This is a genomic window from Phocaeicola sp. GP0067 (assembly GCF_031119655.1).
GTDB lineage: Bacteria > Bacteroidota > Bacteroidia > Bacteroidales > Bacteroidaceae > Phocaeicola > Phocaeicola vulgatus.
The window spans coordinates 17,315-32,972 of the sequence record NZ_JAVHZY010000017.1 but is presented as its reverse complement, the minus strand read 5'-3'; the positions used below and the strand labels follow the sequence as shown (position 1 = coordinate 32,972).

General features: G+C 42.8%; 12 protein-coding genes. All 12 read left to right on the top strand.

Translation table 11 applies throughout. The features are described from left to right. Window positions 1–80 precede the first annotated feature (80 nt). The 12 genes from RE317_RS13380 (at window position 81) to rpiB (ending at window position 15,616) form a co-directional block, all read left to right on the top strand. Complete coding sequence (locus RE317_RS13380; RefSeq protein WP_117873159.1) at window positions 81–1,367, top strand: folylpolyglutamate synthase/dihydrofolate synthase family protein; 1,287 nt, start codon at window positions 81–83, stop codon at window positions 1,365–1,367. Window positions 1,368–1,461: 94 nt separating this feature from the next. Beyond that, window positions 1,462–2,556, top strand: a complete 1,095-nt coding sequence (locus RE317_RS13375) for an aldose epimerase family protein (RefSeq protein ID WP_005848579.1) — start codon at window positions 1,462–1,464, stop codon at window positions 2,554–2,556. Between the two features lie 46 nt (window positions 2,557–2,602). Then, the gene (locus RE317_RS13370) at window positions 2,603–3,943 is read left to right on the top strand and encodes an MFS transporter (protein WP_005846203.1); all 1,341 of its coding nucleotides are present in this window, start codon (window positions 2,603–2,605) and stop codon (window positions 3,941–3,943) included. Window positions 3,944–3,983: 40 nt separating this feature from the next. Then, a complete protein-coding gene (gene galK / locus RE317_RS13365) occupies window positions 3,984–5,138 on the top strand; it encodes a galactokinase (protein ID WP_005846201.1) in 1,155 nt (384 codons plus the stop codon). Window positions 5,139–5,334: 196 nt separating this feature from the next. After that, a complete protein-coding gene (locus tag RE317_RS13360) occupies window positions 5,335–6,489 on the top strand; it encodes an aldose epimerase family protein (protein WP_005846199.1) in 1,155 nt (384 codons plus the stop codon). Between the two features lie 26 nt (window positions 6,490–6,515). After that, window positions 6,516–8,258 (top strand): sodium:solute symporter, encoded by a 1,743-nt coding sequence (locus tag RE317_RS13355; RefSeq protein WP_057280486.1) that lies wholly within the window; start codon window positions 6,516–6,518, stop codon window positions 8,256–8,258. A 75-nt stretch (window positions 8,259–8,333) separates the two neighbouring features. Continuing rightward, on the top strand, window positions 8,334–9,011 hold the full coding sequence (locus tag RE317_RS13350; protein WP_005846195.1) for an NUDIX domain-containing protein: 678 nt from the start codon (window positions 8,334–8,336) through the stop codon (window positions 9,009–9,011). A 70-nt stretch (window positions 9,012–9,081) separates the two neighbouring features. Continuing rightward, complete coding sequence (locus RE317_RS13345; protein ID WP_005846193.1) at window positions 9,082–9,768, top strand: L-ribulose-5-phosphate 4-epimerase; 687 nt, start codon at window positions 9,082–9,084, stop codon at window positions 9,766–9,768. A 39-nt stretch (window positions 9,769–9,807) separates the two neighbouring features. Beyond that, window positions 9,808–11,337: an L-arabinose isomerase gene (gene araA / locus RE317_RS13340; protein ID WP_005846190.1), complete on the top strand. Its 1,530-nt coding sequence runs from the start codon at window positions 9,808–9,810 to the stop codon at window positions 11,335–11,337. Between the two features lie 102 nt (window positions 11,338–11,439). Next, complete coding sequence (locus RE317_RS13335) at window positions 11,440–13,038, top strand: xylulokinase (protein ID WP_117873157.1); 1,599 nt, start codon at window positions 11,440–11,442, stop codon at window positions 13,036–13,038. Window positions 13,039–13,172: 134 nt separating this feature from the next. Beyond that, complete coding sequence (locus RE317_RS13330; RefSeq protein ID WP_005846186.1) at window positions 13,173–15,185, top strand: transketolase; 2,013 nt, start codon at window positions 13,173–13,175, stop codon at window positions 15,183–15,185. Beyond that, entirely contained in the window at window positions 15,182–15,616 is a 435-nt protein-coding gene (gene rpiB, locus RE317_RS13325) for a ribose 5-phosphate isomerase B (protein ID WP_005846184.1), read from the top strand. Before RE317_RS13330 ends, rpiB begins: the two co-directional genes overlap by 4 nt. Window positions 15,617–15,658 lie beyond the last annotated feature (42 nt).

Genomic DNA, 15,658 nt, shown 5'->3' with positions numbered 1-15,658 from the left:
AGTGTCACAGAAAGAATACCAGGTTTTATATCTGCCTGGCATTCTTTTGTGACACTTTGCGGTAAATAAAAACATTTGCCATGAATTACGAAGAAACATTGGATTATTTATATAATAGTGCCCCATTATTCCAACATATAGGAAAAGATGCATACAAGGCAGGATTAGAAAACACTTATCTTTTAGACAAGTATTTCAACCATCCCCATCGCCAATTCCGAACCATTCATATAGCCGGGACCAATGGAAAAGGCTCTTGTTCACATACTTTAGCCGCCATTTTACAATCAGCCGGATACAAGACAGGACTTTACACTTCTCCACATCTGATAGATTTCCGTGAACGAATCCGCGTCAACGGAATTCCTGTATCCAAAGAATATGTCATAGACTTTGTAGAAAAACACCGTGCCTTTTTTGAACCTCTGCATCCTTCTTTCTTTGAACTGACTACCGCAATGGCTTTCCACTATTTTGCCCAAAGCCAAGTAGATGTAGCCATTATAGAAGTCGGCCTGGGAGGACGAATAGATTGTACAAACATCATCCGTCCGGATCTATGTGTCATAACCAATATCAGTTTCGACCATATACAATTCTTAGGTAACACATTAGCCAAAATAGCCACAGAGAAGGCCGGAATCATCAAAGAAAAGACCCCGGTAGTTATCGGTGAAACCACACCCGAAACCAAACCTATATTTACAACCCGTGCTAAAGAAGTAAACGCTCCTATCTACTTTGCAGAAGAAGAACAGTTATTACACTCCTCCAGCATAAATGAAAAAGGTAAACGAATATATCAAACAACCGACTACCTCAATCTGGAAGGCGAACTGGAAGGGTTTTGCCAACTTAAAAACACCAATACACTTTTATCTGCCATCCGCCTATTAAAACAAGCAGGTTATCAACTTACCGAAAGCAATATACGCAAAGGATTCTCACAAGTATGTGAACTCACCGGCCTGATGGGAAGATGGCAAAAATTAGAAAGTGAACCGACTTTAATATGCGATACAGGACATAATGTAGGAGGTATTTCGTATATCATAGAACAATTAAAACATCAGAAATATGAACGATTACACATTGTAATAGGTATGGTAAACGACAAGGATATCAGTGGAGTATTGTCCATGCTTCCTAAAAATGCCACCTATTATTTTACCAAAGCCAGCGTAAAGCGTGCTTTATCCGAAAAAGAATTACAAAGCTTAGCGATGCAATCCGGGCTGCACGGAGATACTTATCCTGATGTAGAAACAGCTGTAACAGCCGCTAAAGAAAAGGCTAACAAAAATGACTTTATTTTTGTTGGAGGAAGCAGCTTTATCGTTGCGGATTTATTAAAATTTCACGTTTAGTCCGTTCACTTTTATAGAAAAAGTTTGGGAATACCGAAGAAAATCTTTTTATTTGCATTAGTTTTATACATAAAATAAAAAGATTTTCAATAACATGATAAACACATCTACTTCCGATGAGAATTTATGCGGCCTGAAACGGGCCGATTTTCAGACAACAGTGAACGGGAAACAAACAGACCTCTTCATTCTGAAAAATGAAAACGGAGCTGAAATAGCTGTCACCAACTATGGTGGAGCAGTATTAGCTATTATGGTTCCGGACAAAAACGGTAAATATGCCAATGTCATTCAAGGACATGATAGTATAACCCATGTTATCAATAGCCACGAACCTTTCCTCAGTACTCTTATCGGTCGTTACGGAAACCGTATAGCAGGAGGCAAATTCATTTTAGAAGGGAAAGAATATTCACTGACTATCAACAATGGTCCCAACTCGCTGCATGGCGGTCCTACCGGATTTCATACCCGCATTTGGGATGCAGAACAGGAAACTCCCCAAAGCTTGAAATTGCATTATTTATCTGCTGATGGCGAAGAAGGATTTCCGGGAAATTTGGATATTCACGTAACGTACACTTTAAGTAATCAAAATGAATTCATCATTACTTACCACGCTACAACAGACAAAACAACATTGGTAAATCTTACTCACCACGGTTTTTTCAGCCTATCAGGCATTGCCAATCCTACGGCAACCGTTGATAACAACATCGTAACCATTAATGCTGATTTTTATACTCCGATAGATAATGTATCCATCCCTACAGGCGAAATTGCCAAAGTAGAAGGTACTCCTATGGATTTTCGTACTCCTCAAAGAGTAGACAGTAGAATCAATGACCCATTCGAACAGCTAGAATTCGGTGCCGGCTATGACCACTGCTATGTATTAAACAAACGTGAAGCAGGCACACTGAGTTTTGCAGCAAAATGTGTGGAGCCCGAAAGCGGTCGTAGCATGGAAGTATACACTACAGAGCCCGGTGTACAAGTTTACACTTCAAACTGGCACAATGGTTTCGAAGGTGCTCATGGAGCAACTTTCCCAGCAAGAAGTGCCATCTGTTTTGAAGCACAACATTTTCCTGATACGCCCAATAAAGGCCATTTCCCTTCTTGTGTTCTACATCCGGGGGAAACTTACAATCAAGTAACCATCTACAAATTCGGTGTAGAAAAATAATTTTATGAAATAACCTAATTAATAAACTTATAATTTTTTCAAAACCATGAATCAACAAAAACAGAACGGTAATATCATCGCTATCATTACAATGTTCTTCCTTTTCGCGATGATTTCCTTCGTTACTAATCTTGCTGCGCCTTTCGGCACAATATGGAAAAACCAATATGCAGGTGCCAATACCTTGGGTATGATGGGAAATATGATGAATTTCCTCGCATATCTGTTTATGGGGATTCCTTCAGGTAATATGCTTGTAAAAATCGGATATAAAAAAACAGCCCTCATTGCCATGGCAGTAGGTTTCATCGGTTTGTTTATCCAATATATTTCCAGTTTGTTCGGTGCAGATATAGACGTATTCAATTTAGGAGAATATGCCATTAAAATGAATTTTATCATCTACCTGCTTGGTGCTTTCGTCTGTGGTTTTTGTGTATGTATGCTGAACACTGTAGTTAACCCGATGCTAAATCTTTTAGGTGGTGGTGGTAACAAAGGTAACCAATTAATCCAAGCCGGTGGTGCTCTAAACTCATTGTCAGGTACTTTGACTCCGCTTTTCGTAGGTGCCTTGATTGGTTCTGTTACCCCTCAAACAGCTATGTCAGATGTAGCTCCTCTGCTTTTCATCGCAATGGGTGTATTCGTATCAGCGTTTATCGCTCTTTCATTCATCGCCATTCCAGAGCCTCATCTAAGAAAAGCAGGTCATGAAAAAGAGAAATTCTCTCATAGCCCTTGGAATTTCCGCCATACTGTATTAGGTGTAATCGGTATCTTTGTGTATGTAGGTATTGAAATCGGTATTCCAGGCACATTAAATTTCTATCTTGCCGACCCAACGGAAAAAGGTGCGGGCCTGCTTGCCAACGGTGCCGCTATCGGTGGTGCTATTGCTGCCATCTATTGGTTGCTCATGTTAGTGGGACGTTCTGCAAGTAGTGTCATCAGCGGTAAAGTAGCTACACGCACACAATTGATTGTTGTTTCCGCAACAGCTATCTGTTTTATATTAATCGCAATCTTCACTCCAAAAGAAATCACTGTCTCTATGCCGGGATATAGTGTAGAAAATGGATTCGAAATGGCCTCTGTACCTGTCAGTGCCCTATTTTTGGTACTTTGTGGTTTATGTACGTCCATTATGTGGGGAGGTATCTTCAACCTCGCTGTAGAAGGTTTAGGCAAATATACCGCACAAGCTTCAGGTATTTTTATGATGATGGTTGTCGGTGGCGGTATTTTCCCATTACTACAGCAATTCATTTCTGACGCTGTGGGATATATGGCCAGCTATTGGTTAATTATCGCTTTGCTTGCTTATCTGTTGTTCTATGGTTTGGTAGGATGCAAGAACGTAAACAAAGACATTCCTGTAGAATAATTATAAAAACATATAGTATTAACTTTAAACTATTAATATCATGGATATAGAATACGTAAGAAGTCGCTTCATCAAACATTTTGATGGCACAACAGGTTCAGTATATGCATCACCCGGACGTATTAACCTTATTGGAGAACATACCGACTATAACGGTGGTTTTGTCTTTCCCGGAGCAGTAGATAAAGGTATGATTGCTGAAATCAAACCTAATGGTACTGATAAGGTACGTGCTTATTCTATTGATCTAAAAGACTATGTAGAATTCGGCTTGAACGAAGAAGATGCTCCTAAAGCCAGTTGGGCAAGATATATTTTCGGCGTTTGCCGCGAAATGATCAAACGTGGTGTAGATGTGAAAGGTTTTGACACTGCTTTTGCGGGTGACGTACCTTTGGGTGCAGGTATGTCTTCATCTGCTGCATTGGAAAGTACGTATGCTTTTGCTATCAACGAACTTTTCGGTGACAACAAAATAGATAAATTTGAATTAGCCAAGGTAGGTCAGGCAACAGAACATAATTATTGTGGTGTAAATTGCGGTATTATGGATCAATTTGCATCTGTATTCGGAAAAGAAGGTAGTTTGATCCGTTTGGACTGTCGTTCATTGGAATATCAATACTTCCCGTTCAAACCGGAAGGTTACCGATTGGTATTGGTTGACTCGGTAGTCAAACACGAATTGGCTTCTTCTGCTTATAATAAACGTCGCCAAAGCTGCGAAGCTGCTGTAGCCGCCATCCAGAAAAAACATCCTCATGTAGAATTTTTACGTGATTGTACAATGGAAATGTTGCAGGAAGCAAAAGCCGAGATCAGTGAAGAAGACTATATGCGTGCAGAATACGTCATTGAAGAAATCCAACGTGTACTTGATGTTTGCGATGCTTTGGAAAGAGGTGATTACGAAACCGTAGGACAGAAGATGTATGAAACCCACTATGGCATGAGTAAATTGTATGAAGTAAGCTGTGAAGAACTTGACTTCTTGAATGATGTTGCTTTCGACTGCGGTGTCACCGGTTCACGTGTCATGGGTGGAGGTTTCGGTGGATGTACAATCAACCTAGTTAAAAATGAACTATACGAAACATTCATCACCACTGCCAAAGAAAGATTCAAAGAGAAGTTCGGAAGAAGTCCCAAAGTTTACGATGTAGTCATCAGTGACGGTTCTCGCAAGCTGGTATAAAAAAGATCTCAAATTCGCTAACATATGAAAAAACCGCTTTGGATTCAAAGCGGTTTTTTCTTCTTTATGCTATAAAAGTGTAGGAAATACACTTTTATGTTGCACAACATACTCTTTTCATATCCAATGTATTAGTAATAGTGTTACTTTTACACCCAAAATCATATACTCTATTACTAATTAGTACTTTTATATCATGAAAAGCATGAAAAAAACCTTTCTGGGAACCGGTATCGCACTGACCTTGTTAAGTGCTTGCGCTCCCAAACAATCTCAAGAAACACTTACAAAGTCCGGATTAAACCCCACTAATTATGAAACAATAGTGGATGGCGTAAAACCTGTTAAACTGTATACGCTAAAGAATGCAGCCGGAATGGAAGTATGCGTAACTAATTTTGGCGGACGTATTGTATCTATCATGGTCCCCGACAAAAACGGAAATCTAAAAGATGTAGTGCTGGGTTTTGACAGCATTGCTGACTACCAAAATATACCAAGCGACTTCGGTGCTTCTATCGGACGCTATGCCAACCGCATTAATAAAGGAGTCATCGTAATGGATGGAGAAACCATTCAATTACCCCAAAATAATTTTGGTCACTGCCTGCATGGAGGTCCTAAAGGATGGCAATACCAAGTTTATGAAGCAAACCAATTAAACGACAGTACTATGACACTGACTATGAAGTCACCGGATGGAGATGCCAATTTTCCGGGAAATGTAACCGCTACTGTTACTTATGCACTGACAAGAGACAATGCCATCGACATAAATTACGAAGCGACAACTGACAAAAAGACTGTTATCAATATGACCAACCACTCTTATTTCAACTTGAGTGGAAACCCTGCCAATCCGGCCACCGACCATATTCTTTATGTAAATGCAGACAGCATCACTCCCGTTGACAGCACATTCATGACCACTGGAGAAATGATGGCAGTAACAGAAACTCCGTTTGATTTCAATACTCCTAAAACCATTGCCCCCGATGTGACTAACTTTGAAAACGAACAAATAAAATTCGGTAACGGATTCGACCATAATTGGGTACTTAACACGAAAGGCGATATCAACCAGCTGGCTGCCAAACTGACCAGCCCCACTAGTGGTATCACTTTGGAAGTATATACTAATGAACCGGGAATACAAGTTTATACAGGCAACTTTTTGGATGGAACCGTAAAAGGGAAAAAGGGAATTACTTATCCGCAACGCGCGTCTGTTTGTCTGGAAACACAGCACTATCCCGACAGCCCCAACAAATCACAATGGCCTTCTGTAATTCTGGAACCGGGACAGACCTATCACAGCCAATGTATCTTTAAATTCGGTGTTGAAAAATAATTGTTAAACTTTAAATATTTAATATCATGAATTGGAATTCACATGAATTCATCTGGCTGGACTGGACAATACTGGCAGTCGGCATTGTAGCTGTGATATGGGCGGTATGGCGCTCTGTACAAAAAGACAAACGCTCGCAACAAGGAGCAAGCAGTGAAGATTATCTATTTGGCAAAGGTGAGCCATGGTACATCATTGGTGCTGCTATCTTTGCAGCCAATATCGGTTCGGAACATCTGGTAGGTTTGGCAGGAACCGGTGCCAAATCCGGAGTAGGTATGGCACACTGGGAAATGCAAGGTTGGATGATTCTTCTTCTAGGATGGCTTTTTGTTCCATTCTACCAACTATTAAACAATAAAATGGGCAAAATCATTACCATGCCCGATTTCCTTAAATACCGTTATACCCCGCGTACCGGTTCATGGCTTTCTATCATCACACTGATAGCCTATATTCTTACTAAAGTGAGTGTAACCGCCTATACCGGAGGTATCTTTTTGGAGTTCTTACTTGGACTTCCTTTTTGGTATGGGGCAATCGGACTTATTGTCCTGACCGGCATCTTCACCGTACTGAGTGGAATGAAAGGAGTAATGACCCTCTCAGCTATTCAAACCCCTATTTTAATCATCGGTTCTTTCTTGGTTCTTTTCCTGGGACTGTCAGCCTTGGGAGACGGTAATATTGCTACAGGATGGACAGAAATGATGGATCATGCGCGTAGCGCCATGAATGTAGGAGCAGACGGACACGCTTATGGTGCCAACCATATGTTTCACTGGACCGAAGCAGACCCGATGTATCAAGATTATCCTGGATTCTGGGTATTTATCGGAGCTTCCATCATCGGTTTCTGGTATTGGTGTACCGACCAGCATATCGTACAGCGTGTACTTGGACAGCGTAAAGGCGAAGATAATGATGTGGTAATGAAGCGTGCCCGCAGAGGTACTATTGCAGCCGGTTATTTTAAAATCCTGCCTGTCTTCATGTTTCTTATTCCGGGGATGGTAGCTGCCGCCTTGGCTGCAAAAGGTGAATTTGATATGTCAAATACAGATGCGGCTTTTGCTGTAATGGTAAAGGATGTTCTGCCTGCCGGTGTAAAAGGTATTGTAACTATCGGATTCATCTGCGCATTGGTTGCTTCACTGGCTGCTTTCTTTAATTCATGCGCCACACTTTTTACAGAAGACTTTTACAAGCCCATGTTTAAAAACAAAAGTGAAGCTACTTATGTTATGGTAGGACGTATCGCCACCATAGTTGTAGTTATCCTCGGCATGGCATGGATTCCTGTAATGATGAGCCTCGGCAGCCTTTACGACTACCTGCAAGGCATACAGTCCCTCCTTGCACCTGCAATGGTAGCCGTATTTGCACTTGGTATATTCTCCAAGAAAATCACTCCGAAAGCCGGTGAAACAGCCATGATTGTAGGTTTCCTAATTGGTATGCTCCGTTTGCTGACTAATATCCTCACCAATACCGGAAAAGATGTGATGACCGGCTGGTTTTGGGAAAATACAACTTGGTTTTGGCAGACAAACTGGCTTATTTTTGAAATATGGCTACTTGTATTCCTCTTGTTGTTAATGGTTGTTGTATCATGCTTCACTCCGGCTCCAACCGCCAAACAAGTGGAAGCCATCACCTTTACCGGCAGTTACAAGGAACTTATCAGAAAGAGTTGGAACAAATGGGATGTTATTACCTCTTTAGGTGTAGTTCTGCTTTGTGCACTATTCTATGCTTATTTCTGGTAAACCATAAATTAAAGGCTGTATGCTTTGAATTATCTTGAAGAATACAGCCTGTTAATTTTAAACCGACGCTAAACCATGACCACCTATTATAACATAAACCCTAAATTCTATGTATCTGTAGACTGTATCATTTTCGGTTTTGACGAAGGAGAATTAAAACTGCTTCTACTAAAACGAAATTTTGAACCGGCTATGGGAAAATGGTCTTTGATGGGAGGATTCGTACAAGAAGACGAAAGTGTAGACGCTGCCGCCAAACGGGTATTGGCAGAACTGACCGGATTGGAAAATGTATATATGGAACAAGTAGGCACATTTGGCGACTTAGAGCGCGATCCGGGAGAACGAGTCATATCAGTAGCCTATTATGCTTTAGTCAATGTAAATGAATATGACAGGGAACTAGTGCAGCAGCACAATGCCCATTGGACAAAAATAGACGAACTGCCACAGCTCATTTTCGACCATCCGATCATGATTTCCAAAGCACGTGAACTGATGAAGCACAAAGCATCATACAATCCAATTGGTTTTAACCTGCTGCCCGAACTGTTTACCCTGACACAGTTGCAAAATCTATATGAGGCAATCTATGGCGAACCGATGGACAAGCGGAATTTCCGCAAGCGGGTAGCCGAAATGGATTTCATTGAAAAAACAGATTTGATAGACAAATCAGGTTCCCGACGAGGTGCTTATCTTTATAAATTTAATGATAAGGCCTACAGAAAAGATCCGAAATTTAAACTTTAAAATAATGTGCCGATGCAATAATTTGCCAATTGACAAATTAGCAGATTGCCACATTACCCAATTATTCATTATGTTAGAAAAATTAAAAGAAAAAGTATTCCGTGCCAATCTGGATTTGGTGAAACACGGACTAGTTATTTTTACATGGGGAAATGTTTCTGCCATCGATCGTGAAACAGGTCTGGTAGTAATCAAACCCAGTGGCGTATCATACGATGATATGAAAGCTGAAGACATGGTTGTAGTAGATCTGGACGGCAACGTGGTAGAAGGTTCTCTTCGTCCGTCTTCAGATACTCCCACCCATGTAGTTCTATATAAAGCATTCCCCGAAATAGGTGGAGTGGTACATACCCACTCCACCTATGCTACCGCCTGGGCACAAGCCGGAATGGATATCCCCAATATCGGAACGACTCATGCCGATTATTTCCATGACGCCATTCCTTGTACCGCAGATATGACTGAAGAGGAAGTAAAAGGTGCCTACGAACAGGAAACAGGCAATGTGATTGTGAAACGTTTCAAGAACCTGAACCCTGTACATACTCCGGGAGTACTAGTAAAAAATCATGGTCCTTTTGCATGGGGAAAAGATGCCAATGATGCTGTACATAATGCAGTAGTCATGGAACAGGTAGCCAAAATGGCAAGTATCGCTTTTGCCGCCAACCCTCATTTAACGATGAATTCTTTATTAATAGAAAAGCATTTCAGCCGCAAACACGGCCCCAATGCCTATTATGGACAGAAATAAGAAACAAAGATATTAATAACCCTTTTAAAATATAACATTATGGAAAAAGCATTTGATCAGTATGAAGTATGGTTTGTAACAGGAGCACAGCTTCTGTACGGAGGTGACGCAGTTATAGCAGTAGACGCTCACTCCAATGAAATGGTAAACGGACTGAACGAATCAGGGAAACTTCCTGTAAAAGTAGTATATAAAGGAACTGCCAACTCTTCCAAAGAAGTGGAAGCAGTGTTCAAAGCAGCCAACAACGATGAAAAATGTATCGGTGTCATCACTTGGATGCACACTTTCTCCCCAGCTAAAATGTGGATTCACGGTCTGCAACAGTTAAAGAAACCACTGTTACATCTACACACTCAATTCAATAAGGAAATTCCTTGGGATACCATGGATATGGACTTCATGAATCTGAATCAATCCGCCCATGGTGACCGCGAATTCGGACATATCTGTACCCGTATGCGCATCCGCCGCAAAGTAGTGGTAGGTTACTGGAAAGACGAAGACACCCAGCACAAGATTGCCGTTTGGATGCGCGTTTGTGCAGGTTGGGCAGACTCTCAGGATATGCTGATCATCCGTTTCGGCGATCAGATGAATAATGTAGCTGTAACTGACGGTGATAAAGTGGAAGCAGAACAACGTATGGGGTATCACGTAGATTACTGTCCGGCAAGCGAACTGATGGAATACCATAAAAACATCAAGGATACAGATGTAGAGGCACTTGTAGCAACTTACTTCAACGAATACGACCACGATGCTTCATTAGAAGATAAATCAACCGAAGCTTATCAGAAAGTATGGAACGCTGCAAAAGCCGAATTAGCTCTTCGTGCCATCCTTAAAGCCAAAGGCGCCAAAGGATTCACTACTAATTTTGATGATTTGGGCCAAACAGACGGCAGCTACTTCGATCAGATTCCGGGACTGGCTTCCCAGCGTCTGATGGCTGAAGGCTACGGATTCGGTGCGGAAGGCGACTGGAAATCAGCAGCTCTCTACCGTACCGTATGGGTGATGAACCAAGGACTTTCCAAAGGTTGTTCTTTCCTGGAAGATTACACATTGAACTTCGATGGTGCAAACAGTGCTATCCTGCAATCACATATGCTGGAAGTTTGTCCTCTTATCGCCGCTTCCAAACCACGTCTGGAAGTACACTTCCTAGGCATAGGTATTCGCAAGAGCCAGACAGCCCGTCTTGTATTCACTTCAAAAGTAGGCTCAGGTTGTACCGCCACTGTAGTAGACTTGGGTAACCGTTTCCGTCTGATCGTGAACGACGTAGAATGCATCGAGCCGAAACCGTTGCCCAAATTACCGGTTGCTTCCGCCCTGTGGATTCCGATGCCTAATTTCGAAGTAGGTGCAGGCGCATGGATCCTGGCAGGTGGAACACATCATTCTTGCTTCTCTTATGATCTGACAGCAGAATATTGGGAAGACTATGCTGAGATTGCAGGTATCGAAATGATCCGTATCGACAAAGATACTACCATCAGCAACTTCAAGAAAGAGCTTCGCATGAACGAAGTCTACTATATGCTGAACAAAGCACTTTGCTAATTCATCCATGAAGAGGGGATGTGTCAAGGCTAATAAGATTCTTGGCACATCCCACCTTATTTTATCATCATTATTGTTGTACCTTAAATTATAGGTTTTAATATGAAATCAGATGCAAAATCAACCATCCAAGCAGGAAAAGCTATTCTAGGCATAGAATTCGGATCAACACGAATCAAAGCTGTTTTGATTGACCAGGAAAACAAGCCCATTGCCCAGGGAAGCCACAGCTGGGAAAACCAACTGGTAGACGGACTGTGGACTTACAGTGTGGAAGCTATCTGGCATGGCCTGCAAGACTGCTATGCAGATCTCCGTTCCAACGTAAAAAAACTATATGACACAGAAATAGAAACCTTGGCGGCAATCGGTGTCAGTGCCATGATGCATGGTTATATGGCATTCAATAAAGAAGAAGAAATCCTTGTACCTTTCCGTACATGGAGAAATACCAATACCGGTCCGGCAGCCGCCGCCTTATCTGAATTATTCGTATATAACATTCCTCTGAGATGGAGCATTTCTCATTTATACCAAGCTATTTTAGACAATGAAGAACACGTAAGTAACATTGACTATCTGACCACCCTTGCAGGTTTCATTCATTGGCAAATTACAGGTCAGAAAGTTCTGGGCATAGGTGATGCATCAGGAATGCTTCCCATAGACCCGGCTACCAAGAATTATTCTGCCGAAATGATAGCCAAGTTCGACAAGTTGGTAGCTCCTAAAGGATACCCTTGGAAACTGACAGATATCCTGCCCAAAGTCTTACCCGCCGGCGAGAATGCAGGGTTCCTTACCCCGGAAGGTGCCAAGAGGCTGGACGTGTCGGGCCGCTTGAAAGCAGGTGTACCTGTCTGCCCTCCGGAAGGAGATGCCGGAACCGGCATGGTAGCAACCAACGCTGTCAAGCAACGCACCGGGAATGTATCAGCAGGCACTTCCTCATTTTCCATGATTGTATTGGAAAAAGAGTTGTCCAAGCCATACGAAATGATTGACATGGTTACCACTCCCGACGGAAGCCTTGTAGCTATGGTACATTGCAACAACTGCACCTCCGACCTCAATGCCTGGATCAATCTGTTCAAAGAATACCAAGAACTGCTGGGTATACCCGTAGATATGAATGAATTATATGGAAAACTTTACAATCATGCGCTCGCAGGCGATGCAGATTGCGGTGGTCTTATTTCGTATAATTATATTTCAGGTGAACCCGTGACAGGACTTGCCGACGGAAGGCCATTGTTTGTACGTTCTGCAAACGACAAATTCAACCTCGCCAACTTTATGCGTACCCATTTATACGCTTCAGTCGGAGTTCTTAAGATAGGTAATGACATTCTTTTCAATGAAGAGAAAATCAAAGTAGACAGAATCACAGGACACGGCGGATTATTCAAGACGAAAGGTGTAGGCCAGAGAATACTTGCAGCAGCTATAAACTCCCCTATTTCCGTAATGGAAACTGCCGGTGAAGGTGGCGCATGGGGAATCGCCCTGCTAGGTTCTTACCTTGTCAACAATGAAAAGAACCAATCCCTGGCAGATTTTCTGGAAGACAAAGTATTCGCCGGTGATGCCGGTATTGAAATATCGCCAACAGCCGAAGATGTAGCCGGATTCAACACATATATCGAAAACTATAAGGCAGGACTGCCTGTTGAAGAAGCAGCGACCCGATTTAAGAAGTGAGTCAAACGGGCTTAAAAAAGAGCCTCTTTACATGTTGCGGTTTACACATAAAGAGTTATCTTTGCAGATATTAAATAAAATAGCAAAGATAAACCGACTCACTAATAGCATTCAAATTATAATATTATTTTAATATGAACGAAAAGAAACTTATGAACCGTGCAGCGGACAACATCCGTATTCTGGCTGCTTCGATGGTAGAGAAAGCTAATTCAGGACACCCGGGTGGAGCTATGGGTGGCGCTGATTTTGTAAACGTGCTTTTCTCTGAGTTTTTAGTTTACGATCCTGAAAATCCGCGTTGGGAAGGGCGTGACCGTTTCTTCCTTGATCCAGGCCACATGTCACCGATGCTGTATTCCACTTTGGCACTGACCGGCAAGTTCACCATGGAAGAACTGGCACAGTTCCGCCAATGGGGCAGTCCGACTCCGGGACACCCTGAAGTGGACATCATGCGCGGTATTGAAAATACTTCCGGCCCGTTAGGACAAGGACACACTTTTGCAGTAGGTGCTGCTATCGCTGCCAAATTTCTGAAAGCCCGTCTGGGTCATGTCATGGACCAGACCATCTATGCCTATATATCCGATGGGGGTATTCAAGAAGAGATTTCTCAGGGTGCAGGCCGTCTGGCAGGTCATTTGGGGCTGGACAACTTGATCATGTTTTATGATTCAAACGACATCCAGCTGTCTACCGCTACCGATGCTGTTACCAGCGAAGATGTTGCCAAGAAATACGAAGCATGGCACTGGAAAGTAATTACCATCGACGGTAATGATCCCGATGCAATCCGCACGGCTCTGACAGAAGCGAAAGCCGTAACCGGTCAGCCCACATTAATTATCGGTAAGACCATTATGGGTAAAGGCGCACGCAAAGCGGATGATTCCAGTTATGAACGTAACTGTGCCACCCACGGTGCTCCTTTGGGAGGTGATGCTTACATCAATACAATCAAAAACTTAGGCGGCGATCCAACCAATCCTTTCCAAATCTTCCCTGAAGTAAAAGAGTTGTATGCCAAACGTGCAGAGGAACTGAAAAAAATTGTTGCAGAAAAATATGCGGCTAAAGCTGAATGGACTAAAGCTAACCCCGAACTGGCTGCTAAATTGGAACTATGGTTCTCTGGCAAAGCTCCGAAAGTAAATTGGAATGTTATCGAACAAAAAGCCGGAGATGCTACACGCAGCGCTTCTGCCAAAGTTCTCGGTGTACTGGCTACAGAAGTAGAAAACATGATCGTTTCTTCTGCCGACCTGTCAAATTCAGACAAGACCGACGGTTTCTTGAAGAAAACACATGCATTCACAAAAGACGACTTCACCGGTGCATTTCTGCAGGCAGGTGTTTCCGAATTAACCATGGCTTGCTGCTGCCTGGGTATGGCACTTCACGGAGGTGTGATTGCTGCATGCGCTACCTTCTTCGTATTCTCAGACTACATGAAACCCGCCATACGTATGGCTGCCTTGATGGAACTTCCCGTCAAATTCATCTGGACACACGACGCATTCCGTGTAGGTGAAGACGGTCCTACTCACGAACCGGTAGAACAAGAAGCACAAATCCGCCTGATGGAAAAACTGAAAAACCACAAAGGACACAATTCTATGTTGGTACTCCGTCCGGCAGATGCGGAAGAAACCACTGTGGCATGGAAATTGGCCATGGAAAATACCAGCACCCCCACCGCACTGATCTTCTCCCGCCAGAATATCGCGAATCTGCCTGCAGGAAACGACTACTCACAGGCTGCCAAAGGCGCTTATATTGTTGCAGGCTCCGATGAAAATCCGGATGTAATCCTAGTCGCTTCAGGTTCCGAAGTTTCCACTTTGGAAGCAGGTGCAGAACTTCTCCGCAAGGATGGCATAAAAATACGTATCGTATCCGCTCCTTCTGAGGGATTGTTCCGCAGCCAAAGCAAGGAATACCAAAACAGTATCATTCCCACAGGGGCTAAAGTATTCGGTCTGACTGCCGGTCTTCCTGTAAACCTTGAAGGTTTGGTAGGTGCCAACGGTAAGGTATTCGGTCTGGAATCATTCGGATTCTCCGCTCCTTACAAAGTATTGGATGAAAAGCTGGGCTTTACCGCACAGAACGTGTATAACCAAGTAAAAGAAATGCTGGCATGAAAAAAGTAGGACTGGCATCCGATCATGCAGGATTTGAACTGAAAGAGTTTGTAAAGACATGGTTAACTGAAAAAGGCTACCCATGCAAAGATTTCGGTACATACAGTACAGAAAGCTGTGACTATGCAGATTATGCCCATCCGCTTGCACTGGCTATAGAAGCCGGAGAATGCGGACCCGGAGTGGCAATTTGCGGAAGCGGTGAAGGCATCAGCATGACATTGAACAAACATCAGGGTATCCGTGCGGCACTATGCTGGATGCCCGAGATAGCCCATCTGTCACGTCAGCACAATGACGCCAATGTTCTGGTAATGCCGGGACGATTCATTGACCATGAAATGGCCGAAAAAATATTGGATGAATTCTTTAACAGCGGCTTCGAAGGCGGACGTCACCAAAAGCGCATTGAAAAGATACCTGTAAAGTAAAATTCACGCAATAATAATAAAAGTAAAAAAAGAGAGGCATTA

Excerpts from the sequence above, each read along its gene's own strand:
- RE317_RS13380 (WP_117873159.1), top strand. The coding sequence starts at position 81 with ATGAATTACGAAGAAACATTGGATTATTTATATAATAGTGCCCCATTA.
- RE317_RS13375 (WP_005848579.1), top strand. The coding sequence starts at position 1,462 with ATGATAAACACATCTACTTCCGATGAGAATTTATGCGGCCTGAAACGG.
- RE317_RS13370 (WP_005846203.1), top strand. The coding sequence starts at position 2,603 with ATGAATCAACAAAAACAGAACGGTAATATCATCGCTATCATTACAATG.
- galK (WP_005846201.1), top strand. The coding sequence starts at position 3,984 with ATGGATATAGAATACGTAAGAAGTCGCTTCATCAAACATTTTGATGGC.
- RE317_RS13360 (WP_005846199.1), top strand. The coding sequence starts at position 5,335 with ATGAAAAGCATGAAAAAAACCTTTCTGGGAACCGGTATCGCACTGACC.
- RE317_RS13355 (WP_057280486.1), top strand. The coding sequence starts at position 6,516 with ATGAATTGGAATTCACATGAATTCATCTGGCTGGACTGGACAATACTG.
- RE317_RS13350 (WP_005846195.1), top strand. The coding sequence starts at position 8,334 with ATGACCACCTATTATAACATAAACCCTAAATTCTATGTATCTGTAGAC.
- RE317_RS13345 (WP_005846193.1), top strand. The coding sequence starts at position 9,082 with ATGTTAGAAAAATTAAAAGAAAAAGTATTCCGTGCCAATCTGGATTTG.
- araA (WP_005846190.1), top strand. The coding sequence starts at position 9,808 with ATGGAAAAAGCATTTGATCAGTATGAAGTATGGTTTGTAACAGGAGCA.
- RE317_RS13335 (WP_117873157.1), top strand. The coding sequence starts at position 11,440 with ATGAAATCAGATGCAAAATCAACCATCCAAGCAGGAAAAGCTATTCTA.
- RE317_RS13330 (WP_005846186.1), top strand. The coding sequence starts at position 13,173 with ATGAACGAAAAGAAACTTATGAACCGTGCAGCGGACAACATCCGTATT.
- rpiB (WP_005846184.1), top strand. The coding sequence starts at position 15,182 with ATGAAAAAAGTAGGACTGGCATCCGATCATGCAGGATTTGAACTGAAA.